Here is a 22,893-nt window from a genome sequence, read left to right on the forward strand (position 1 = left end):
GCGGCCGAGGATGTCATGATTTGTGGGAGGGTGCCTGGGCGCCGAGGACTCGAAGGAAGCTGATGTGGCGTGCAACGAACGCCGGTCGAGCTCGCGGGGAGCGCCGACGCATGACGCGAGCGCGCCGCCTCGGCATCATGACGATCGGCGTCTACGGCTTCGACCGCGAGTCCTTCCTGCGCGAGCTGCGGCACGCGGACGTCCGGCTCCTGCTCGACGTACGTCAGCGCCGCGGTGTCCGCGGTCCCGAGTACGCCTGGGCGAACTCACTGCGGTTGCAGCGGGCCCTCGACCAGGCCGCGATCGCCTACGAGCACCACCCCGAGCTCGCCCCGACCACCGAACTGCGCCGGCTCCAGTACGCCGAGGACGACCGCCAAGGGGTCGGCAAGCGCTCGCGCCGCGAGCTCGCCGCCGAGTACGCGCACCGCTACACCGCCGAGATCCTCGACGGCGCCGACCTCACGCCCATCGTGTCGGCGCTGCCGCGGGACGGGAACGCGGCGCTGTTCTGTGTCGAGCGTGACCCGGAGGCATGCCACCGCTCATTGATCGCCCGGCGGCTGGCCGAGGAGCACGGCGTCACGATCGAGCACCTGCGCCCCTCGTGACGGACGTATCGGAGACCGGGACGGGCAGCCCCGGTCTCACACCGGATAGGCGTGCGTCTGCGTGGCCTTCACCGTCGCCCAGACCTCGGCGCCCGGGTGCAGATCGAGTTCGGCGGCGGCGACCGTGGTCAGGTCCGCGGCGAGGGGGAGTTCGCCCGTGAGGTCGGCACGGATCTGGTCGCCGTGGGTCTCCAGGCCGGCCACCTCGCAGCGCCAGAGATTACGGGCGCTGGAGCCGGTGGGGCGCACCCGGTGGAGGGTGACAGCGCTGGGCGGGAACGCCACGTGGACCGGCCCCGACAGGTCCTCGGTCGTGGTGACGGCAGGGCCGCCGTCCAGCCGGACCTCGTGGCCGTCGGCCACGCCCCGGTACAGGTTCAGCCCGACCAGCTGGGCGATGTAGTCCGTACGGGGATGGCGGGCGATGTCGGACGGGCTGCCCTGCTGGACGACCCGGCCGTGCTCCACGACGACCAGGCGGTCGGCCAGGACCATGGCGTCCAGGGGATCGTGCGTGACGAGAACGGCTACCGCCTCGAACTCGGCCAGGTGGCGGCGCAGTTGGGCGCGGACCTCCAGACGGGTACGGGCGTCCAGCGCGGCCAGCGGTTCGTCGAGGAGCAGCAGACGCGGGCGGGTGGCCAGGGCGCGGGCGAGCGCGACGCGCTGGGCCTGGCCGCCGGACAGCCTGCGCGGCTTGGCGTTCGCGTGGTCCGTGAGCCCCAGCCGGTCCAGCCACTCGGCGGCCCGAGCTCGCGCCGCCGCCTTGGTCGCGCCCTGGCAGCGCGGCCCGAAGGCCACGTTGTCGAGGGCCGAAAGGTGCGGGAAGAGGAGATAGTCCTGGAAGACGACTCCGACCGGGCGGGACTCGGGCGGTGTACGGTCCAACTCCGCACCGTCCAGCCGCAGATGGCCGTCGGAGAGCGGGGTCAGCCCGGCGAGGGCGCGCAGGGCGGTGGTCTTGCCCGCGCCGTTCGGGCCGAGCAGCGCGACCACCTCGCCCGGTGTGACGGTCAGCGCCACGTCGAGGCGGAAGGCGCCGCGGTCCACCACGAGGCGGGCGTCGAGCCCTTCCGGGGCGGTGTCGGCGTCGTCGGCGCGGACGTCGTGGGTCTCGGTCATCCGGTGCTCGCCCCCGGTCGTGCGGGCCGGGTCATCCGGCACTCGCCCAACGGTCGCGCAACCCGGCCAGCACCGCGATCGACACGGCCAGCAGCACCAGACTGAGGGCGATGGCGGCCTCCGGGTCGCTCTGCAGGGCGAGATACACGGCCAGCGGCATGGTCTGGGTGCGTCCCGGGAAGTTGCCCGCGAAGGTGATCGTCGCGCCGAACTCGCCGAGCGCCCGGGCCCAGGCCAGGACCGCGCCCGCCGCGACGCCGGGCGCGATGAGGGGCAGGGTGACCCGGCGGAACGCGGTGAAGCGGGAGGCGCCCAGCGTGGTGGCCGCCTCCTCGTAGCGCGGGTCGGCGGCCCGCAGGGTGCCCTCGACGCTGATGACGAGGAACGGCATGGCGACGAACGCCTCCGCGATCACGACGCCCGTCGTCGTGAACGGCAGCGTGATCCCGAACCACGAGTCCAGCCACTGACCGACGATGCCGCCCCGGCCGAGCGCCATCAGCAGCGCCACACCGCCGACGACCGGCGGCAGGACCAGGGGCAGGGTGACGAGGGCCCGTACGAGGCCCCGGCCTGGGAACTCCACCCGGGCCAGCAGCCAGGCCAGCGGCACACCGATGACCAGGCTCACCGCGGTCGCGGCCGTGGCACAGATGAGGGACAGCCTCAGTGCCTGCCACACACCGGGGCTGGTCAACTGCTCGGGCAGGCTGTGCCACGGGGTCCGCACCAGCAGGGCGATCAGCGGCACGATCAGGAACGCCAGGCCGATCAGCGCGGGGAACAGCAGGGGCAGCGGAACACCCGAACGGACGCGGCGACGCCGCGGGCCGCCCCGGAGGGTGTCGGGCGCGTCGCCGGCCTTGTCCCTTGTCGGACTCACGGCTTGAGGAACCCGGCCTCGGACAGGACCTTCTGGCCCTCGGCGGACCGCACCAGCGCGACGAACGCCTTGGCGGCCTCCGCGTTCCGCGTGTCCTTGAGCAGGGTGATCGGGTAGTCGTTGACGGCGTCGGCGGACTCGGGGAACTCCACGCCCTCCACCTTGTCACCCGCCGCGTGCACATCGGTCTTGTAGACGACGGCCGCGTCGGCCTCCTTCAGCTCTACCTTCGTCAGGGCGGCCCTGACGTCCTGTTCGTAGGACACGGGCGTGAGCTTCAGACTGCTCGCGTCGAGCGCCTTCTGGGCGGCGGCACCGCACGGCACCGCCTTGTCGCAGAGCACGACCTTCAGGTCCGACCTGGTGAGGTCCTTGAGAGAGGAGATCCTGTCGGGGTTGCCCGGCAGGGTGGCGATCTCCAGCTCGTTGCGGACGAAGGTGGCGGGGGTGCCGGAGGAGGCCCCCGCATCCGTGACGATCTTCATCGTCCTGGGGCTGGCCGAGGCGAACACATCGGCCGGGGCGCCACCGGTGATGCTCGCCGCGAGGGAATCGCTGCCGCCGAAACTGAAAGTGACCTCGGTACCCGGGTGCTCCTTCTCGAACCGCCTGCCCAACGCCTCGAAGCTCTCCCTCAGCGAGGCCGCCGCGAAGACGGTCACGGCACCGGAGATCTTGTCGGAGGAGGAGGCGGACCCGGCGGAGTCCGACTTCGCCGAGGAGTCCGAGCCGGCGGACGAGCAGGCGCTCAGCGCCAGCAGCGCCGCGGCGCTCACACCGGTCAGCTGCGACATGCGGCGGTTCCGGCGCGCGGTACGGGTCATCACGGGGCCACTCCCTCTGGTCCTGACGGACCCACTCACTCGCGGTCCGGCGCGGACCACGTACGCCATGCGCCGATGATAATGCCGCAGATGCGAGGTGAAAGTCTCCTGTCGCATCGCATGAGCCGGTCCGACTGGCCAGGGGGGTGGCATGTGCGTTTGTACGGGAGCGGGGCGGAGGGAGGTGGGGAGCCCGGCCCGGCTTGGCTCAGGTCCGGTCGATGTGCACGTTCGTCGACTTCACCCGGGCGGTGGCCTCCACACCGACCTCCAGGCCCAGCTCCTCCACGGCCTCCCGGGTCAGCAGGGACACCAGCCGGTGCGGGCCGGCCTGGATCTCGACCTGGGCGGCGACGTCGCCGAGCTTCACGGCGGTGACGATGCCGGGGAAGGCGTTGCGGACGGACGTGTACGACAGGTCCTCCTCGCCCTCACCGGACCTGGCCAGCTCCACGGAGAACGCGGCCAGGTCCTTCCCGTCGACGAGGCGGCGCCCGCCCTCGTCGCGATGGGTGGCGACGCGGCCGGCGTCGGCCCACCGTCGTGCGGTGTCGGGGCTCACCCCGAGCAGACGTGCCGCCTGGCCGATCGTGTAGGACTGCATACGCGCCAAGATAGGCGATCAGGGCCGACCCGCCGGTGAGCACCCCGCGTCCGCGGGCTCGGCTCGGATCAGCGCCCGTGGTTGTGCATGACGTGTTTGGTGCGCGAGTAGTCGTCCAGGGCGTAGATCGACAGGTCCCGGCCGTAGCCGGAGCCCTTGAAGCCGCCCCAGGGGACCTCACCGGCCAGCACCAGATGGGAGTTGACCCAGACGGTGCCGAAGTCGAGGCGCGCGGCGACGTCGTGGCTGCGGCGCGCGTTCTCGGTCCACACGGAGGCCGACAGGCCGAGCGGCACGTCGTTGGCGCGGCGTACGGCCTCCTCCTCGTCGGTGAAGGTCTCGACGGTGACCACCGGCCCGAAGATCTCCTCGCGGGCGGCTTCGGCTCCTTCGGGCACGTCGACCAGCACGGTCGGGGCGACGAAGTAGCCGGGCCCGTCGAGGGCGCCACCGCCGGTCGCCACGCGGACGCCGGCCTTCTTCGCGCGCTCCAGGTACCCGGTGACCCGGTCGAAGTGGGCCTTGGAGACCATGGGGCCGATTTCCACGTCGTCGCCCGAGGCCGGCTCACCGACCACCAACGCCTCCACTTCCGCGACGAGTTGCTCGACGAACCGCTCGGCGACCGACTCGTGCACGAGGACGCGGCAGGCGGCCCCGCACTCCTGGCCCGAGTTCCAGAAGCTCGCGACGCGCAGGGACGACGCGGCCGCCGCGAGGTCGGCGTCGGAGAAGATCACCACCGGTGCCTTGCCGCCGAGTTCGAGGTGCACCCGCTTGAGGCTCTCCGCGGCGGCCCGGGCGACGGCACGGCCGCTGGCGACCGAACCGGTCAGGGCGATCATGTTCACGTCCGGGTGTTCGGCGAGCCGGGCCCCGGCGACCGCGCCGTACCCGTTGACGACGTTCAGCACGCCGGGCGGCAGCAGGTCGGCGACGAGTTCGGCGAACTTCAGGGTGGTCAGCGGGGTCTGCTCGGACGGCTTGAGGACCAGGGTGTTGCCCGCGGCGAGGATCGGGGCGATCTTCCAGGCCGCCATCAGCAGCGGGTAGTTCCACGGTGTGACCACGCCGATCACCCCGAGCGGTTCGCGCAGGATGACCGACAGGTGGTCCTCCGCGTAGTCGCCGGCCGCCATGGAGGTGGTCGCGCGCCCCGCGCCGGCCATGAAGCGGAAGGTGTCGACGGTCATGCCGACGTCGTCCCGCGACACCGCGAGCGGCTTGCCGGTGTTCGCCGACTCCAGCCGGGCCAGCGGCTCGGCGTGTTCGGCCACCCGGTCGGCGATGGCGTGCAGCACCTCCGCGCGGGCCTTGGGGACCAGCCGCCCCCACGCGCCCTTGGCCGCCACGGCGGCGGCCACCGCACGGTCGACGTCCCCGGCCGTGCCCTCGGGGACACGGGCGATGACGTTCTCCGTGCTCGGGTCGATCACGTCGATGAGACGCTCGGGTGCCGCGTCGACGAACCCGCCGTCGACGAAGTGCCGGGCCGGAGGAAGGTCGGCCGGGGTGAGCAGAGGCGGCGCGTCCGTGGCGCGCCGGACCGTGGCCGACGTGCGGCCGGTGGCGGTGGTCATGGTCGGTGACTCCCTGAGAGTGAGCGGGTGGGAAGGCTGGAACAGGTCACACGGGACCGTGTCACCGTGCCGCCGACAGCTGGAAAAGCTCCTCGACCAGAGCGGAGATCCTGGCGGCGGTGGCGGCGTCGAGGCCGAGCAGTGGCTCGCGGGGGCCGCCGACGGGGAAGCCGACGGCCTCCAGGGCGGACTTGATCGCCGGGATGAACGGCGCCGACATGATCGTGTCCATCAGCGGGTAGATCCGCGCCCACTCGGCCCGCGCACGGTCGAGTTCACCGGCCCGCAACGCCCGGTGGATGGAGACGAGTTCGTTCGGCATCACGTTCGCGGTCCCGGCCATGACGCCGGCGGCGCCCTCGGCGACCGAGGTCAGCAGCAGGCTGTCCCAGCCGATGAACGTGGAGATGACGTCGCCGTGCCGGTGGATCAGCTGCCCGGCCTGGGCCATGTCGGCGCTGGTGTCCTTGATGTACCGGATGTTCTCGACCTCGCGGGCGAGCTGCCCGACGACGTCCGGCGTGAGATTGACACCGGTGGCGCCAGGCAGGTTGTAGAGCATGATCGGGATGTCCACGGCGTCGGCGACCGTACGCAGATAGCGCAGCGTCTCGTCGAGCGTGAGCGGCTCGTAGTACGGGGCCACCACCATCAGCACCGAGGCCCCGGCGGCCTGCGCGTGCCGGGACAGTTCGACCGCCTCCCGGGTGCTCAGCGCACCGGTCTGCGCGACGACCGGTGTCCGTCCGGCCGCCTGGTCGATGACGGTCTCCACCAGGTGACGTCGCTCCGCCCCGCTCATCGCCGCGAACTCACCGGTGGATCCGCAGGCGACGACGCCGTCGACCCCGCCGTCGATGCTGCGGTCGACCAGGCGGCGCAGGGTCTTCTCGTCGATCTCCCCGTCCGACGCGAACGGAGTGGCCAGGGCGGTCAGGACACCGCTCAGCTGTGACGACATTCTTGGATCTCCTCAGGTGAAGCAGTGAAGGTGTGAAGCAGTGAAGGTGTGAACCGGGAACCGGGAACGGGGAAGCGGGTCTACGGCGCGGCGTGCGCCAGGTCGCGGTGTGCGGTCTGCCGTTCGGTGGCCAGCAGGCTCCGCGCCTCATGGGCGGCGGACAGGCCGCTCTGGATCGCGGTCTCGGTGTAGAGGGTGCCGAGGTAGTCACCGGCCAGGAGCACGCGTCCGCTGCGGCGGGTCAGCGTCCGCTGGAGCTTCCCGCGGCCGGGGAAGCAGTACGGCGCACCGGTGGGCCAGCGCTGCACCTCGGCCTCGACCACGTGGTCGGCGAAGCCGGGCAGCACCTGGTCGAGGTCGTCCAGGTAGATACGGCGGATCTTGTCGTCGTCGTGCTCCAGCAGCTCGCGGGCCAGACTGCCCGGCGAGAACGTCATGATGCTGCTGCCGGGCCGGCGCTCCCGCTCGTAACCGTGGACGACGTTCGACATGTTCAGCGCGACGTTGAAGGACCGCTTCGGCGTCGCGACGCCGTACGCGTCGTCCCAGACCTGGCGCCCGGTCTCGTCACTGAGGAACGCGGCGCTGACGTACGGGCCGTAGACGATCTTCGACAGGGCCTCGCGGACATCCGCGTCCAGGTCGACGGCGACCCGATGGCTGACGGTCGCCGGGGTCGCCAGCACCACGCAGCGCGCCTCTGCCTCCTTCGTGACGCCGTCCTCCCGGTAACGGACGACGACCGAGCCGGTCTTCTGGACGATCTCGTCGACGGTCGCGTTCAGCCGCACCCGGTCGCCCAGGGCCGCCGCGATGGACTCGGTGAGGGTGGACGGGCCGCCGACGATGCTCTGCGAGAGACCGGCCCCGATGTTCCACACCAGGCTGAAGTAGCCGACGCCCGCGCCGGCCGAAAGCTGGTCGATGTCGGCGGCGGACCGGGTCACCGTGGGCTTGAACAGGGCCTCGGCGTCCTCGGGCAGATCGCCGATGAAGTCCTTGAAGGAACGGTCGTTCATGAAGTCGTAGATCCGCTGCTGGCGTTGCGCCTCGGACTCGCCCTTGCGCCGCCGCACGATCCGGGCGTAGCGGGCCACCTGCATCGCGACCTTGGCGCCCGCCTTGACCATGCCGACCCGCGCCGACATCGGCATCGGAATACGGAACGGATAGGTCTCCACCCGGCCCTTGAGCAGCAGCTTTCCGTTCATCGACAGCCCGGCCAGCGAGCCGGGCACCGGCACCGAGTCGACGCCGGTGTTGTTCAGCAGCCACGACGTCGCCGAGTTCCCGCCGGCGTAGACGTGCCCGCCCCAGTTCAGCCAGTACGGTCCGCGCCGCTCCGAGCGGATACGGCCGCCGACCCGGCCCTCGGACTCGAGCAGGAGCGTGTCCCAGTGCCGCAGTCGCCAGCCCGCGGCCAGTCCCGCGATGCCGCCTCCCACGATCACTACGTCTTTCATCGGTGCCCTCCTGCGGGTTCACGGGTGAGGAACGCGCCGCTCGATGTCGGCGATGTCGGCGGCATGGGGGTGCCGCGCGAAGTTCGGTGAAGTTCGGTGATGTTCCGGTAGTTACGGCGACCGGGGCCGGCCGCCCGGGCCCCCACCGCGTGGCGGGGACCCGGCGGCGGACGCTCAGACGCTCGCGGGACGGCCCGAAGGCTTGCCCTGCGCGGCCCGCGGCGTCAGTGCGGCGGCCTCGTGCAGCGCCATGCCGCGGGTCTCGGGCGCCCACAGGACGGAGACGACGGCACCGAGGAGGCTGATGGCGGCGGCCGCGAGCATGGTGCCGCCGACACCCCAGCCGGTCAGCGCCATGGGGACGAGGTAGGTGCCGACGGCGGCGCCGATCCGGCTGGCGGAGGACGCCAGACCCACGGCGGAGCCGCGCACCTCGGTCGGGAACAGCTCGTTCGGGTAGATCCACTGGAGGATCTGGGTGCCGCCGATGATGACCGCGTACAGGGCGAACAGCGTCATGATCACGCTCGACGGGGCGTCGGGGAAGATACCCAGCAGCAACAGGGCGAGGCCCGACCAGAGGAAGCTGTGGATGACCAGCGGGCGTCGGCCCATCTTGTTCACGCCCAGCAGGGCGACCACACAGCCGATGAGGAACATGACGGTGATCATGGCCTCGCCGATGTTGGCCAGGCCGCCCTCCAGCTGGAGCGCGTCCAGGATCTTCGGGCCGAAGGCGTAGATGGCGAAGAGCGGCACGATCGAACAGGTCCAGAAGACGGAGATGTAGAGCATCCGGCCGCCGTAGCCGGACCGCAGGATCGCCTTGATGTCGACGTTCTCCCGCTCCTCCGCCTCGTCCGGCAGGTCGGCGATCGTCACGTCCGCACCGTAGACCTGCTTCAGGACGGCCTCGGCCTCCTCGGTGCGGCCCTTGTTCGCCAGCCAGCGCGGGGACTCGGGCGTGCCATGACGCAGCAGCACGATGATCGTGGCGGGCAGCGTGGCGCTGGCCAGCATCCACCGCCAGGCGTCGTCACCGAGCGAAGACAGCATGATCTCGCCGACGATGTACGCCACGGCGGCGCCCACGAACCACATGACGACCAGGCCGCCCAGCAGCGGCCCCCGGTAGCGGCGCGGCGTGAACTCGGCCAGCAGCGAGGTCGCGATGGGATAGTCGGCGCCGACGGCCATGCCGATCAGCAGGCGCAGGACGAACAGCCACACCGGGTCGGTGGCCCAGAACTGGGCGACCGAGCAGACGATGATGGCGATCAGGTCGATGGTGTAGAGCAGCTGCCGGCCGAACTTGTCGGTCAGCCAGCCGCCCACGAACGCGCCGAGGAAGATACCGATGAGGGCGGAGGCGCCTATGAGGCCCTCGGCGGAGTCGGACAGATGCAGCTGCGGCGAGATCTGCACCATGGCCACGCCGATGACGCTCAGGACGTAGCCGTCGAGGAACGGGCCTCCGGAGGAGTACAGCGCCAGTTTCTTGTGGAAGCGCGACAGGGGCGCGTCATCCAGTCTGTTTCCTGCGTTTGCGGTCATCACAGCCTCCGGGAGCGGTTCCCGGACTTGCCCGTGCGAGGGTAGGTCCAGGCCAGGTCGGGGTTGATGTGCGGATTTCCGATGCCGCGGGTGCCGCCCGGCGAACGAACGTGATCGGCTCGGGTTCGCGGCGAACTCGCGGGGTCCGGGGGACGCCGGTGGTGTGACCACCGGATGGCAACGAAGTATGTGAAGGCCGGGAGCGGCCAACAATGCCCGCGGTCCCGCACCGAACGAGGGGCTGCATCCGAGTCAGAAATTCGGCTACGGTTCCCGCCATGGCCGGCCGCCCCCGCACCACCGTCGTGCTCACCGACGAAGAACGGGCCACGCTGCTCGCGTGGACCCGCAGCCGCACCTGCGCACAGGCCCGGGCCCTGCGCGCCCAGATCGTGCTGGCCTGCGCCGACGAGCCCACCAACACCGCCGTCGCCGCACGCCTCGGCATCTCCCGTGACATGGTCGGCACATGGCGGGCGCGCTTCCTCGCCGACCGGCTGGACGGCCTGGACGAGCTGCCCCGCCCGGGGCGGCCGCCCAGCGCCGACGACGACACCGTCGCCCACGTCCTCCTGCGCACCCTCACTCCGCCACCCGCCGGCGCCAGACAGGCCTGGTCGACCCGTTCCATGGCGGCCGAGACCGGTCTGAGCCAGAGCACGGTGAACCGGATCTGGCGCACCTACGGCGTCCAGCCGGGGGCGCGCACCACGGCGCCGCCGCCCCGCCAGGCCTGGTCGCTGCCGGACCATGCCGAGGACGTCGTCGGCCTGTTCATCGCGCCGCCGGTGTGCGTGCTCGCGGTGACGGCCCGGACCGGACGGGGCCGCGCAGCCCGTGCCGCTGCGGCGACCGGCACGGCCCGCCTGTTCGGCCACGACCCGGAGGCACCCCAGGTGCTCGCCGTGGCCTGCGCGTTCGCACAGCTGCGGGGCGAGGAGCGGACGCCCGGCCCCCTCGACCTGGGCGAGTTCCTGCGGCAGGTGAGGTCGGCGGCGGGCCCGGGGGAGGCCGTACACCTGCTGGCGCACGGCATGCCGGCCGCGTGCGAGGGCCAGGACACGGCGGGGCTGGCGCGGCTGCGCTGGCACCACACCCCGGACGCCACGCAGTGGACGGAGGAGACCCGGCGGCTGCTCGCCGGGGGCGCCCACGCCACCCGCGAGGGGGCACCCGAACCGCACCGCCTCCGGGACGCGCTGCTGACCTGGTCCACCACCTGGACGCCCGCCGCGGCCCCCTTCGCCCGGGGCGCCGCCCCGCGCCCGTCGTACGACACCCCGGCCATCTGCGGTCGTGACAACGACTCACACCGCGTCGACGCGCGCACACTCGGCCACCCCGGCACCGGGACCAGCCAGGACGACGCCCCGCCCGGCGCCCCCGTCACCACCGATCCCGTCGTCGGAGTGCTGCGTGAAGCCGTCCTCGCCGGGGGCCACGCACCCGGCGACCGGGTCCGGGAGGCGCCGCTCGCGGCACGCCTCGGGCTCTCCCGCCGGGTCGTCCGTGCCGGGCTGCGGGCGCTGGCCGAGGAGGGCATGCTCGATCTGCTCCCGAGCGGCGCGAGCGCCGTCCCCGCCGTCACCGCCAAGGACGTCCTCGACCTCTACGCGCTGCGCGCCAGTCTCGGCGCCCTGCTCATCCGACGCGTCGCCATGCTGGGCCCGGAGCACCTCGCTCCGGCATCGGCGGCGCTCGCGGAGGTCCGCGCGGCCGCCCGGGCCAAGGACCTCGTCGGTATCCGCGAGGTCGACCTGCGGTTCCAGGACGCCCTCGCCCGCACCGCCGACCTCCCGCAGGCCGCGCAGACCTTCGAACGCCTCACGGCCCGGCTGCGGATGTTCGTCGCCGTTCTGGACATGGACTACAGCCAGGCGTTCGACACGATCCTCAACGAGGACACCGTCGTCTTCGACGCGCTGCGCGACGGCGACGGGAACGAGGCGGCACGCCTGTGGCGGGTCAAGATCGAGCGCTGTGTCCGCTACATGATCGCCCAGCTTCCCGGGGACGACATCGCCCCGCACCTGTGGGCGACCCTGGCGGGCAGGCCCCGCCTGGGCAGGGAGGAACTACGGGGCGCCGCGCACTGACACCTCACCGCGCACCGGGAGCTCGCGGCGCGCCGGACACGCTGCCGTACGACGTCAGATGGCCGCGCGAATCGCCCGCTCGAAGTCCTCGACATGGCTGCGGGCCAGCTGCGCCGCCTTCTCCGGTTCACCGTCGACGATCGCGTCGATCAACGGCCCGTGCTCCCCGACGTGGCCGGCCATGTCGGACAGCCGGTCGATGAACAGGCACCAGATGCGGGTGGCCAGGTTGTCGTGGCGGACGAGCGTGTCCTCCAGGTACGGGTTGTGCGCGGCGGCGTAGATGGCACGGTGGATCTGCAGATCGAGGTGCATGAGCTCGGAGGAGTCGTCCCGCCGGGGATCGACGCCCTCCAGCTTCCGCCGTAGGCCTGTGAGCGTCGCGCGGTCGGCTGCCGTGGCGCGCCGTGCGGCCCGGGCGGCGGCGAGGGGCTCCAACTCCTGGCGTACCTCGGAGATATGGGCCAGGTCGGTGATGTTGACCTCGGTGGCGAAGGTGCCGCGCCGGGGGTAGGTCGTGATCAGGCGCTCGTACTGGAGCCGCTTGAGCGCCTCGCGCACCGGCGTGCGTCCGACGCCGAGGGACTGGCCCAGCTGCTCCTCGTTGATCGGCGCGCCGGGGCGGATGTCGAGCATGACGAGCCGGTCGCGGATGGCGCGGTAGGCGCGCTCGGCGAGGGACAGCTCCCCGCCACCCGATCCGCCGGGTCCGGTCTCCCCGTCTCCGGGCGCGGTCGCCACCTGCTGCATGAAATGCCCCCTTGACCTGTTCGGCGAGCTCCCATACCGTACCGCAGAGTCTGATATATCAGTTGCGCATTAGTTGGCCCCCAGGATGGTGCACCCATGGCAACCAGCCCGTCGACCAGCACACTCACCTCCCCTCTCGCCGTCCCGCTCAGCGACCTCGACCCGGACGTCGCCACCGCGGTGGCCGCCGAGCTGCACCGCCAGCAGTCCACGCTGGAGATGATCGCCTCGGAGAACTTCGCCCCGGCCGCCGTCATGGAGGCCCAGGGCTCGGTGCTGACCAACAAGTACGCCGAGGGCTACCCGGGCCGCCGCTACTACGGCGGCTGCGAACACGTCGACGTCGTCGAGCAGTTGGCCATCGCCCGGGTGAAGGAGCTCTTCGGCGCCGAGGCCGCGAACGTGCAGCCGCACTCGGGGGCCCAGGCCAACGCGGCCGCCATGTTCGCGCTGCTGAACCCCGGCGACACGATCCTCGGCCTGGACCTCGCGCACGGCGGCCACCTCACCCACGGCATGCGCATCAACTACAGCGGCAAGCTGTACGACGTCGTGCCCTACCACGTGCGCGAGTCCGACCTGCGCATCGACATGGACGAGGTCGAGCAACTCGCCCTCGCCCACCGGCCGAAGATGATCGTCGCCGGCTGGTCGGCCTACCCGCGACGGCTGGACTTCGCCGCGTTCCGGCGGATCGCCGACGCGGTGGGCGCGTACCTGATGGTGGACATGGCGCACTTCGCCGGCCTGGTCGCGGCGGGCCTCCACCCGAACCCGGTGCCGTACGCCGACGTCGTCACGACCACCACCCACAAGACCCTCGGCGGTCCGCGCGGCGGCGTGATCCTCAGCCGTGCCGACCTGGCCAAGAAGATCAACTCGGCGGTCTTCCCCGGCCAGCAGGGTGGCCCGCTGGAGCATGTCATCGCGGCGAAGGCGGTCGCCTTCAAGGTGGCGGCGGGGGAGGAGTTCCGGGAGCGCCAGCAGCGCACTCTGGACGGTGCCCGCATCCTCGCCGGGCGGCTGCTGGCCGACGACGTCGCCGAGGCGGGCATCACCGTCCTGACCGGCGGCACCGAGGTGCACCTCGTCCTCGTCGACCTGCGCGACTCCGCGCTCGACGGACAGCAGGCCGAGGACCGGCTGCACCGCATCGGCATCACCGTCAACCGCAACGCGGTGCCGTTCGACCCGCGTCCGCCGATGGTCTCGTCCGGCCTGCGGATCGGGACCCCGGCGCTGGCCACCCGCGGCTTCGGCGAGGCCGGGTTCCGGGAGGTCGCCGACATCATCGCCGAGGCCCTGAAGGGCGAACGGCCCGACGACGAACTGCGCGGCCGGGTCGAGAAACTCGCCTCCGCATTCCCCCTCTACCCCCACCTGTCCCACCCGTCCCCCCTGAACGGAGACGCGGCATGACCGCCGAACCGCTGCCGGAGCACCCGGACTTCCTCTGGCGCAACCCCGAGCCGCGCTCCTCCTACGACGTCGTCATCGTCGGCGGGGGCGGCCACGGCCTCGCCACCGCCTACTACCTCGCCAAGAACCACGGCATCACCAAGGTCGCCGTCCTGGAGAAGGGCTGGCTGGCCGGCGGCAACATGGCCCGCAACACCACGATCATCCGCTCCAACTACCTCTGGGACGAGAGCGCCGCGATCTACGAACACGCGCTCAAGCTGTGGGAAGGGCTCCCCGAGGAGCTGGACTACGACTTCCTGTTCAGCCAGCGCGGCGTCCTCAACCTCGCCCACACCCTCCAGGACGTCCGCGAGGGCACGCGCCGCGTCAACGCCAACAAGCTCAACGGCGTCGACGCCGAATGGCTCGAACCGGACGAGGTCGCCAAGGTCTGCCCCATCCTCAACGTCTCGCCGCGCACCCGCTACCCGGTCCTCGGAGGCACCTTCCAGCCCCGGGCCGGCATCGCCAAGCACGACCACGTCGCCTGGGCGCTGGCCCGCCGCGCCGACGAGCTGGGCGTCGACCTGATCCAGGGCTGCGAGGTCACCGGCTTCCTCAAGGACGGCGACCGGGTCGTCGGCGTCGACACCAACCTGGGCCGCATCCATGCCGGGCGGATAGGTCTCGCCGCCGCCGGGCACAGCAGCGTGCTGGCCGAGCGGGCGGGCGTACGGCTGCCGGTGCAGTCACACCCGCTCCAGGCCCTGGTCTCCGAACTGCACGAGCCGGTCCACCCGACGGTCGTCATGTCCAACCACGTGCACGTCTACGTCTCCCAGGCCCACAAGGGCGAGCTGGTGATGGGCGCGGGCGTCGACTCGTACAACGGCTACGGGCAGCGTGGCTCCTTCCACGTCATCGAGCAGCAGATGGCCGCCGCCGTCGAGCTGTTCCCGGTCTTCGCGCGGGCGCATGTGCTGCGGACCTGGGGCGGCGTCGTCGATGTCACCCCGGACGCCTCCCCGATCGTCGGCAGCACGCCCGTCGAGAACCTCTACGTCAACTGCGGCTGGGGAACGGGCGGTTTCAAGGCCACCCCGGCCGCCGGCTGGACCTTCGCGCACACCATCGCCGCCGGTGAGCCGCATCCGCTGAACGCCCCCTTCGCCCTGGACCGGTTCCGGACGGGCGCGTTGATCGACGAACACGGCGCCGCCGCCGTGGCCCACTGAGGAGACGCCGTGCTGCTGATCACCTGCCCATGGTGCGGTCCGCGCGACGAGACCGAGTACCACTACGGCGGACAGGCCCATGTGCCCTACCCCGAGACGCCCGCGGACCTCACCGACGAGCAGTGGGCCGAGTACGTCTTCTACCGCGACAACCCCAAGGGCCCCTTCGCCGAGCGATGGATGCACGGCACCGGCTGCCGCCGCTGGTTCAACGTCCTGCGCGACACCGCCACCCACCAGGTGCTCGCCTCCTACCGGCTCGACGAGCCACGCCCCGAACTGCCGCAGGCCGGAGGGAACCGATGACCGACCAGCACTTCCGGCTCCCGCAGGGCGGCCGCATCGACCGCACCGCCGTGCTGCGGTTCACCGTCGACGGACGGGAACTGACCGGGCACCCCGGTGACACCCTCGCCTCGGCCATGCTGGCCAACGGCCTCGTGGAGGTCGCCCCCTCGCTCTACCGCGGCCGCCCGCGCGGCATCGTCTCCGCGGGCGCCGAGGAACCCAACGCCCTTGTCCAGCTGGACGGTTCGTGCTCGGAGGGCATGCTCCCGGCCACCACCGTGGAGCTCTACGACGGCCTGTCCGCCACCACGCTCTCCGGGATGGGCCGGCTCGATGCGACCCCCGACCCCGCCGTCTACGACAAGAAGTACGTCCACACCGACGTCCTCGTCGTCGGCGCCGGACCCGCAGGTCTCTCCGCTGCCGCCGCTGCCGCCGCCTCCGGCGCCCGGGTGATCCTCGTCGACGAACAGCCCGAACCCGCCGACTGGGAGCGCGCCGCCGAACTGCGCGCGGTGCTCGACGCCGAGCCCGGGACCGTCGTACTGCACCGGACCACTGCCTTCGGGTCGTACGACGACAACTACGTGCTGGCGCTGCAACGGCGCACCGACCACCTCGGCGCCGACGCCCCGCCCGGCGTCTCACGGCAGCGGCTGTGGCACATCCGCGCCCGCAAGGTGATCCTGGCGACCGGCGCCCACGAACGCCCGCTGGTATTCGCCGGGAACGACCGACCCGGCGTGATGCTCGCCGGCGCCGTGCGCACCTACCTCGAACGGTACGCCGTGGCCCCCGGTTCGCGAGCCGTGGTGAGCACGACCAACGACAGCGCGTACGACACGGTCACCGCCCTGCACTCCGCCGGGATCGACGTCGCCGCCGTCGTGGACGCACGAGACGAGCTGTCCCCGCGGGCCGCCGAGGTCGCCCGCACGACCGGGGTTCCGGTGCTGACCGGGAGCGCGGTGACCGACACCTCGGGCGACGGGCGGCTCACCGCGGTCACGGTCCGGCCCCTCGACGCGGACGGCCCGGCGCAGTCGTTCGCCTGCGACCTGCTCGCCGTCTCCGGCGGCTGGAGCCCCGTCGTCCATCTGCACAGCCAGCGGCAGGGACGTCTGCGATGGGACGAGGAACTCGTCGCGTTCGTACCCGACGGCGCAGTACGGGACCAGCAGGTCGTGGGCGCGGCGCGCGGGACGTACGACCTCGACGGCTGTGCGGCCGAGGGGGCACGGGCCGGAGCGCTGGCCGCGACGGAAGCCGGGTTCCCGGTGCCCGTGCCGTCGTACGACGACCGCGAGCGGCGCCCGGCCGGGCCGGTGCGGGCGCTGTGGCTGGTGCCCGGCGACTCCTGGGAGACCCACTTCGTCGACCTGCAGCGCGATGTCAGCGTCGCCGACGTGCTGCGCTCGACCGGCGCCGGCATGCGCGGCGTCGAACACGTCAAGCGCTACACCTCGCTCGGCACGGCGAACGACCAGGGCAAGACGTCCGGCGTCAACGCGATCGGCGTGATCGCCGAGATCCTCGGCGGCTCCCCGGGCGAGATCGGCACCACGGCCTACCGGGCGCCGTACGCCCCCGTGGCCTTCGCAGCCCTCGCCGGACGGGAGCGCGGCGACCTGTTCGACCCGGAGCGCACCACCTCCATCCACCACTGGCATGTCGAACAGGGCGCCGAGTTCGAGGACGTCGGCCAGTGGAAGCGCCCCCGGTACTACCCCCGGCCCGGCGAGGACATGGACACCGCCGTGGCCCGCGAGTGCCGCGCGGCCCGTGAGGGCGTGGCCTTCATGGACGCCTCCACCCTCGGCAAGATCGAGATATGGGGCGCGGACGCGGGCGAGTTCCTCAACCGGATCTACACCAACGCCTTCAAGAAGCTGAAGCCCGGCATGGCCCGCTACGGCGTGATGTGCAAGCCCGACGGCATGATCTTCGACGACGGCGTGACCCTGCGCCTCGACGACGACCGCTACTTCATGACCACCACGACGGGCGGCGCCGCGGGCGTCCTGGACTGGCTGGAGGAGTGGCTGCAGACCGAGTGGCCCGAACTCGACGTGCACTGCACCTCGGTGACCGAGCAGTGGGCGACGATCGCCGTGGTCGGCCCCAAGTCGCGCGAGGTCGTCGCCCATCTCGCCCCCGACGTCGACCTGTCCGCCGAGGCCTTCCCGTTCATGGCCTTCCGCGAGACCACCCTGGCCTCCGGCATCCCGGCCCGGATCTGCCGGATCTCCTTCTCCGGCGAACTCGCCTACGAGATCAACGTCTGCGCCTGGTACGGCCGCACGGTCTGGGAGGAGGTGTACGCGATCGGCCGACCGTACGACATCACCCCGTACGGCACCGAGACCATGCACGTCCTGCGGGCCGAGAAGGGCTACATCATCGTCGGCCAGGACACCGACGGCACCGTCACCCCGCAGGACGCGGGCATGTCCTGGGTGGTGTCCAAGCAGAAGGACTTCATCGGCAAGCGGTCCCACTCCCGCGCCGACACCGCCCGCACCGACCGCAAGCAACTGGTCGGCCTGCTGCCGAGCGACCGCACGACCCGGCTGCCCGAAGGCACCCAACTTGTCGCGCCGGAAGCCGACTTGGCCACGGTGCCGGTGCCGATGCTCGGTCACGTCACCTCCAGCTACCACAGCCCCGCCCTCGGGCACCCCTTCGCCCTCGCCCTCGTCGCCGACGGGCAGGCGAGGAAGGGCCAGACCCTGCTCGCCCCGGTGGGCGAGCACCTGGTGCCCGTCGAGGTGACCGACTTCGTCCTCTACGACCCCGAAGGGACCAAACGCGATGGCTGAGCCGACGATCGACGGACGAGTGAGCCCGCTGGCGCACCTGGAAGAGCGGATGCGCGCCGCCACGGTCACCGGCGCCCGCGGCGTCACCCTCACCGAGCGGCCGTTCCTCACCATGGTGAACCTGCGCGTCGACCCCGACTCCGAGACGGCCGACCGCATCGAAAAGGCCCTCGGGGCACCGCTGCCGCGCCAGTGCGGACACACCGGCGCGGCCGGCCCTCACACAGCCCTCTGGCTGGGCCCGGACGAATGGCTCGTACTGTCCCAGGCCGAAGCACCCGAGGTGACCGCCGAGCTGAGGGACGCCCTCGTCGGCGCCCCGGGCTCGGTCGTGGACGTCTCCGCGAACCGCACCACGCTGGAGCTGAGCGGCCCGGCCGCCCGTCAGGTCCTGGAGAAAGGCTGCCCGCTGGACCTGCACCCCCGGGCCTTCGGCCCCGGCCGGGCGGTGTCGACCACGGTGGGTCCCGTCGCCGTACTGCTCTGGCAGGTCGACGACACACCGACGTACCGCCTCCTCCCGCGCTCCTCGTTCGCCGACCACCTGGCGCGCTGGCTCGTCGACGCGATGAGCGAGTATCACGGACCGGAGGTGCCCTGATGAGCACGACCCCGAACACCGAGCACATCCTCACCCTCGACTGCCCCGAGTCACCCGGCATCGTGCACGCCGTCTCGCGCTTCCTGCTCGACCACGGCAGCGACATCATCGACAACCACCAGTTCGGCGACCGCCGCGACGGCCACTTCTTCATGCGGGTGCACTTCGCGGCCTCCGGCGGCGAGCACGACACCCAGGCGCTGCGCGACGACTTCGCCGCCGTGGCCGCCCCGTTCGCGATGCGCTGGCACCTGGAACCGGTCAGCACCCGGCGCCGGGTGCTGGTCATGGTCTCCCGCTACGGCCACTGCCTCAACGACCTGCTGTTCCGTACCCGCAGCGGCGACCTGCCCATGGACGTCGTAGCGGTCGTCTCCAACCACCGCGACCACGAGGAACTGGTCACCTGGCACGGCATCCCGTTCTTCCACGTGCCGGTCACCGCCGCGACCAAGCCCGAGGCCGAGGCCCGGCTCATGGAGATCGTCGACTCCCTCGACGTCGACCTGGTCGTCCTGGCGCGCTACATGCAGGTCCTCTCCGACGACCTGTGCGGGCGGCTGGCCGGGCGGATGATCAACATCCACCACTCGTTCCTGCCGAGCTTCAAGGGGGCCAAGCCCTACCACCAGGCGCACGACCGCGGCGTCAAACTCGTCGGCGCGACCGCCCACTACGTCACCGCCGACCTCGACGAAGGCCCGATCATCGCCCAGGAGGTCATCAACGTCGACCACAGCCACACCCCCGACGACCTCGCCGCGATCGGCCGCGACGCGGAGTCGGCGGCGCTGGCCCGGGCGGTCCGATGGCACTGCGAGGACCGGGTGTTCGTCCAGGGCAGGCGCACGGTGGTCCTCCGGTAGCGGCGGGGCTCCTCCACCGGGCAGCCCACCGCCCCTTCTGATCGCGTCTGATACGCGGCTTCCCGAAGGGCCACAGGGGGCAGACCTTCGGCGGAGGCGAACCGATCGGAGAGGAAGACGATGGCCCCATCGGAACGGGAACCGGAACAGGAAGCCCAGCGCATCGGCATACCCGCCGAGTCCACCGCGGGCGAGACCAGGGTGGCGGCGACCCCCGCCACCGTGGCCCGGCTGGTCGCGCTGGGCTACCACGTGGTCGTGGAACCGGGGGCGGGGGAGCTGTCCCGCTTCTCCGACGCGGCCTACGAGGAGGCGGGCGCCCGGCTGGGCGACCCCTGGCGGGCGGAGGTCGTGCTGAAGGTCAACGGCCCGTCGAGCGAGGAGATCGGCCGGCTGTGTGACGGAACGACGCTGATCGCGCTCATCGGGCCCGCGCTCCACCCGGAACTGGTCGAGGAGTTGGCGCGGCGGCCGATCACCGTGCTGGCCATGGACGCCGTACCGCGGATCTCGCGCGCCCAGTCCCTGGACGTGCTCAGCTCGATGGCGAACATCGCCGGTTACCGGGCCGTGGTCGAGGCGGCGCATGCCTTCGGCCGCTTCTTCACCGGTCAGGTCACCGCGGCCGGGAAGGTGCCGCCGGCCAAGGTGCTGGTGGCGGGCGCCGGAGTGGCCGGTCTCGCGGCGATCGGCGCGGCCCACAGCCTCGGCGCCGTGGTCCGGGCCACCGATCCCCGGCCCGAGGTCGCCGAGCAAGTGCGGTCGCTGGGTGGGGAGTTCCTGGAGGTGCGGCCCGAGCAGGACGAACAGCAGGTCAGCGGCGACGGATACGCCAAGGCCACGTCGGACGACTACAACCGGCTCGCCGCCCGGCTGTACGCCGAGCAGGCGGCCGACGTCGACATCATCATCACCACCGCCCTGATCCCGGGCCGCCCGGCACCGCGGCTGATCACCGCCGAGGACGTCGCCCGTATGAAGCCCGGCAGCGTGATCGTCGACATGGCCGCCACCCAGGGCGGCAACGTCGAGGGAACGGTCGCCGGGAAGGCGGTCGTCACCGACAACGACGTGACGATCATCGGCTACACCGACCTGCCCGGCAGGCTCCCCGCCCAGGCCTCGCAGCTGTACGGCACCAACCTGGTCAACCTGATGAAACTGCTCACCCCCGGCAAGGACGGCCGGCTCGTCCTGGACTTCGAGGACGTGGTGCAGCGCTCGATGACCGTGGTCCACGCGGGCGAGAAGACCTGGCCACCGCCACCGGTGCAGGTGTCCGCCGCGCCCGCCCCCGCCGCACCCACCGAACCCGCCCCTGCCGCCGACGTACCGGCGAAGCCGGCACGCCCCGCGCGGTCCGCGTACGTCCTCGTCGGCGCCGGAGCGCTCGCGCTCTTCCTGGTGACCGCCTTCTCGCCGCCCCAACTGATCGCCCACTTCACGGTGTTCGTCCTGGCGATCGTCATCGGCTTCTACGTCATCGGCCATGTGCACCACGCGCTGCACACGCCGCTGATGTCGGTCACGAACGCGATCTCCGGGATCGTCGTGGTCGGCGCGCTGCTCCAGATCGGGCACGGGAACACCGTGGTGACCGTGCTGTCCTTCGCCGCGATCCTGCTGGCGAGCATCAACGTCTTCGGCGGATTCGCCGTCACCCGCCGTATGCTCGGCATGTTCTCGAAGGGCTGATCCCGGATGACCACCGCCACGGCCGCAGAGGCCGCATACGTCGTCGCCGCGCTGCTGTTCATCCTCAGCCTCGCCGGACTCTCCCAGCACCGGACCTCCCGCTCGGGAGTCGTCTGGGGCATCGCCGGCATGGTCATCGCCCTGGCCGCCACCGTCGGCCTCGCCTCCCGGAGCATCACCGCCACCGGTCTCGTGCTGATCGCCGTCGCCACGGCCGTCGGCGCGGGCATCGGACTGTGGCGTGCCCGGGTCGTCGAGATGACCGGCATGCCCGAGCTGATCGCCATCATGCACAGCCTCGTCGGCCTCGCCGCCGCGTTCGTCGGCTGGAACGGCTACCTCGACGTCGACGCCGGAGGCCACACCGGCCAGGAGATCACCGGCTCGCTGCTGCGCATCCACCACGCCGAGGTGTTCATCGGGGTGTTCATCGGCGCCGTCACCTTCACGGGTTCCGTCGTCGCCTACCTGAAACTGTCGGCGCGGATCAAGTCCCGCCCGCTCATGCTCCCCGGCAGGCACGTCCTCAACCTGGGCGCGCTCGTCGCGTTCGCCGTGCTCACCGTGGCGTTCGTCGCCCGCCCCCACATGGGACTGCTCATCGCGGTCACCGTGGTGGCACTCGCCCTCGGCGCCCACCTGGTCGCCTCCATCGGCGGCGGCGACATGCCGGTGGTCGTCTCGATGCTCAACAGCTACTCCGGCTGGGCCGCGGCCGCCTCGGGGTTCCTGCTCGCCAACAACCTGCTCATCGTCACCGGCGCGCTGGTCGGCTCCTCCGGCGCCTACCTGTCGTACATCATGTGCAAGGCGATGAACCGTTCCTTCCTCTCGGTGATCGCGGGTGGCTTCGGCGGCGAGACGGCGGTGCCGGGTGACGGCGCCGACCAGGGGGAGCACCGCGAGATCAGCGCGCAGGAAACCGCCGAACTCCTCCAGGACGCCTCCTCCGTGATCATCACCCCGGGCTACGGGATGGCGGTCGCCCAAGCCCAGTACCCCGTCGCGGAGTTGGCGCGCAAGCTGCGCGAACGCGGCATCGACGTGCGCTTCGGCATCCACCCCGTCGCCGGCCGGCTGCCCGGACACATGAACGTGCTGCTCGCCGAGGCCAACGTGCCGTACGACATCGTGCTGGAGATGGACGAGATCAACGACGACTTCGCCGCCACCTCGGTCGTCCTGGTCATCGGCGCCAACGACACCGTCAACCCGTCCGCCGCCGAGGACCCGGCCAGTCCCATCGCCGGAATGCCGGTCCTGCACGTGTGGCAGGCCGCCCAGGTCGTCGTCTTCAAGCGCTCCATGGCGACCGGTTATGCGGGCGTGCAGAACCCACTGTTCTTCCGCGAGAACAGCCAGATGCTCTTCGGCGACGCCAAGCAGCGGGTCGAGGACATCCTGCGCCACCTCGACGCCACCGCGGCGCCGGTCCCGGCCATGGCCGGAACCAACCGCTGACCACCGACCACCGACCACCGACCGCTGTCCCCGCCGTCCGCCGGGCCCACCCCGGCGGGCGGCGCGGTGGATGCGGGTC

At 71.7% G+C, this 22,893-nt stretch carries 19 protein-coding genes; 10 read left to right on the forward strand and 9 right to left on the reverse strand.

From position 1 onward, the window contains the following. The first annotated feature begins 110 nt into the window (after positions 1-110). Positions 111-611 carry a DUF488 family protein, N3 subclade gene (locus ACZ4UU_RS28645; RefSeq protein ID WP_471906247.1) on the forward strand — a complete coding sequence of 167 codons (501 nt, stop codon included), beginning with the start codon at positions 111-113 and terminating at the stop codon, positions 609-611. A 36-nt stretch (positions 612-647) separates the two neighbouring features. On the opposite strand, the gene ACZ4UU_RS28650 is transcribed toward ACZ4UU_RS28645, so the two are convergent. The 8 genes from ACZ4UU_RS28650 to ACZ4UU_RS28685 all read right to left on the reverse strand — a co-directional run bounded on the left by ACZ4UU_RS28650 (position 648) and on the right by ACZ4UU_RS28685 (position 9,602). Further along, positions 648-1,733 carry an ABC transporter ATP-binding protein gene (locus ACZ4UU_RS28650; RefSeq protein ID WP_471906512.1) on the reverse strand — a complete coding sequence of 362 codons (1,086 nt, stop codon included), beginning with the start codon at positions 1,731-1,733 and terminating at the stop codon, positions 648-650. Between the two features lie 31 nt (positions 1,734-1,764). After that, positions 1,765-2,616: a molybdate ABC transporter permease subunit gene (gene modB / locus ACZ4UU_RS28655; RefSeq protein ID WP_471906248.1), complete on the reverse strand. Its 852-nt coding sequence runs from the start codon at positions 2,614-2,616 to the stop codon at positions 1,765-1,767. Further along, a complete protein-coding gene (gene modA / locus ACZ4UU_RS28660) occupies positions 2,613-3,440 on the reverse strand; it encodes a molybdate ABC transporter substrate-binding protein (protein WP_471906249.1) in 828 nt (275 codons plus the stop codon). Before modA ends, modB begins: the two co-directional genes overlap by 4 nt. A 208-nt stretch (positions 3,441-3,648) precedes the next feature. Next, positions 3,649-4,044 carry a TOBE domain-containing protein gene (locus ACZ4UU_RS28665; protein WP_471906250.1) on the reverse strand — a complete coding sequence of 132 codons (396 nt, stop codon included), beginning with the start codon at positions 4,042-4,044 and terminating at the stop codon, positions 3,649-3,651. Positions 4,045-4,112: 68 nt separating this feature from the next. Continuing rightward, on the reverse strand, positions 4,113-5,624 hold the full coding sequence (locus ACZ4UU_RS28670; protein ID WP_471906251.1) for an aminobutyraldehyde dehydrogenase: 1,512 nt from the start codon (positions 5,622-5,624) through the stop codon (positions 4,113-4,115). A 61-nt stretch (positions 5,625-5,685) separates the two neighbouring features. Beyond that, entirely contained in the window at positions 5,686-6,585 is a 900-nt protein-coding gene (locus tag ACZ4UU_RS28675) for a dihydrodipicolinate synthase family protein (protein ID WP_471906252.1), read from the reverse strand. 80 nt (positions 6,586-6,665) lie between these two features. After that, positions 6,666-8,048 (reverse strand): flavin monoamine oxidase family protein, encoded by a 1,383-nt coding sequence (locus ACZ4UU_RS28680; RefSeq protein WP_471906253.1) that lies wholly within the window; start codon positions 8,046-8,048, stop codon positions 6,666-6,668. Positions 8,049-8,222: 174 nt separating this feature from the next. Further along, entirely contained in the window at positions 8,223-9,602 is a 1,380-nt protein-coding gene (locus tag ACZ4UU_RS28685) for an MFS transporter (RefSeq protein ID WP_471906254.1), read from the reverse strand. A 278-nt stretch (positions 9,603-9,880) separates the two neighbouring features. On the opposite strand from ACZ4UU_RS28685, the gene ACZ4UU_RS28690 reads away from it, so the two are divergent. Then, entirely contained in the window at positions 9,881-11,698 is a 1,818-nt protein-coding gene (locus tag ACZ4UU_RS28690) for a helix-turn-helix domain-containing protein (RefSeq protein ID WP_471906255.1), read from the forward strand. Positions 11,699-11,752: 54 nt separating this feature from the next. On the opposite strand, the gene ACZ4UU_RS28695 is transcribed toward ACZ4UU_RS28690, so the two are convergent. Then, complete coding sequence (locus ACZ4UU_RS28695) at positions 11,753-12,448, reverse strand: GntR family transcriptional regulator (RefSeq protein WP_471906256.1); 696 nt, start codon at positions 12,446-12,448, stop codon at positions 11,753-11,755. Between the two features lie 96 nt (positions 12,449-12,544). Between ACZ4UU_RS28695 and glyA the strand changes: the two genes are divergently transcribed. The 8 genes from glyA (at position 12,545) to pntB (ending at position 22,814) form a co-directional block, all read left to right on the forward strand. Further along, on the forward strand, positions 12,545-13,867 hold the full coding sequence (glyA, locus tag ACZ4UU_RS28700; protein ID WP_471906257.1) for a serine hydroxymethyltransferase: 1,323 nt from the start codon (positions 12,545-12,547) through the stop codon (positions 13,865-13,867). Then, a complete protein-coding gene (locus ACZ4UU_RS28705) occupies positions 13,864-15,084 on the forward strand; it encodes a sarcosine oxidase subunit beta family protein (protein ID WP_471906258.1) in 1,221 nt (406 codons plus the stop codon). The genes glyA and ACZ4UU_RS28705 overlap by 4 nt, the downstream gene beginning before the upstream one ends. Before the next feature lie 9 nt (positions 15,085-15,093). Beyond that, entirely contained in the window at positions 15,094-15,390 is a 297-nt protein-coding gene (locus tag ACZ4UU_RS28710) for a sarcosine oxidase subunit delta (RefSeq protein WP_471906259.1), read from the forward strand. Then, positions 15,387-18,191 carry a sarcosine oxidase subunit alpha family protein gene (locus ACZ4UU_RS28715; protein WP_471906260.1) on the forward strand — a complete coding sequence of 935 codons (2,805 nt, stop codon included), beginning with the start codon at positions 15,387-15,389 and terminating at the stop codon, positions 18,189-18,191. The genes ACZ4UU_RS28710 and ACZ4UU_RS28715 overlap by 4 nt, the downstream gene beginning before the upstream one ends. Beyond that, positions 18,184-18,792: a sarcosine oxidase subunit gamma gene (locus tag ACZ4UU_RS28720; protein ID WP_471906261.1), complete on the forward strand. Its 609-nt coding sequence runs from the start codon at positions 18,184-18,186 to the stop codon at positions 18,790-18,792. The genes ACZ4UU_RS28715 and ACZ4UU_RS28720 overlap by 8 nt, the downstream gene beginning before the upstream one ends. Continuing rightward, entirely contained in the window at positions 18,792-19,658 is an 867-nt protein-coding gene (gene purU / locus ACZ4UU_RS28725) for a formyltetrahydrofolate deformylase (RefSeq protein WP_471906262.1), read from the forward strand. Before ACZ4UU_RS28720 ends, purU begins: the two co-directional genes overlap by 1 nt. A 120-nt stretch (positions 19,659-19,778) precedes the next feature. Next, positions 19,779-21,353: a Re/Si-specific NAD(P)(+) transhydrogenase subunit alpha gene (locus tag ACZ4UU_RS28730; RefSeq protein ID WP_471906263.1), complete on the forward strand. Its 1,575-nt coding sequence runs from the start codon at positions 19,779-19,781 to the stop codon at positions 21,351-21,353. Positions 21,354-21,359: 6 nt separating this feature from the next. Beyond that, positions 21,360-22,814 carry a Re/Si-specific NAD(P)(+) transhydrogenase subunit beta gene (gene pntB / locus ACZ4UU_RS28735; protein WP_471906264.1) on the forward strand — a complete coding sequence of 485 codons (1,455 nt, stop codon included), beginning with the start codon at positions 21,360-21,362 and terminating at the stop codon, positions 22,812-22,814. Positions 22,815-22,893 lie beyond the last annotated feature (79 nt).

This window comes from Streptomyces sp. NPDC028907, from assembly GCF_055564995.1.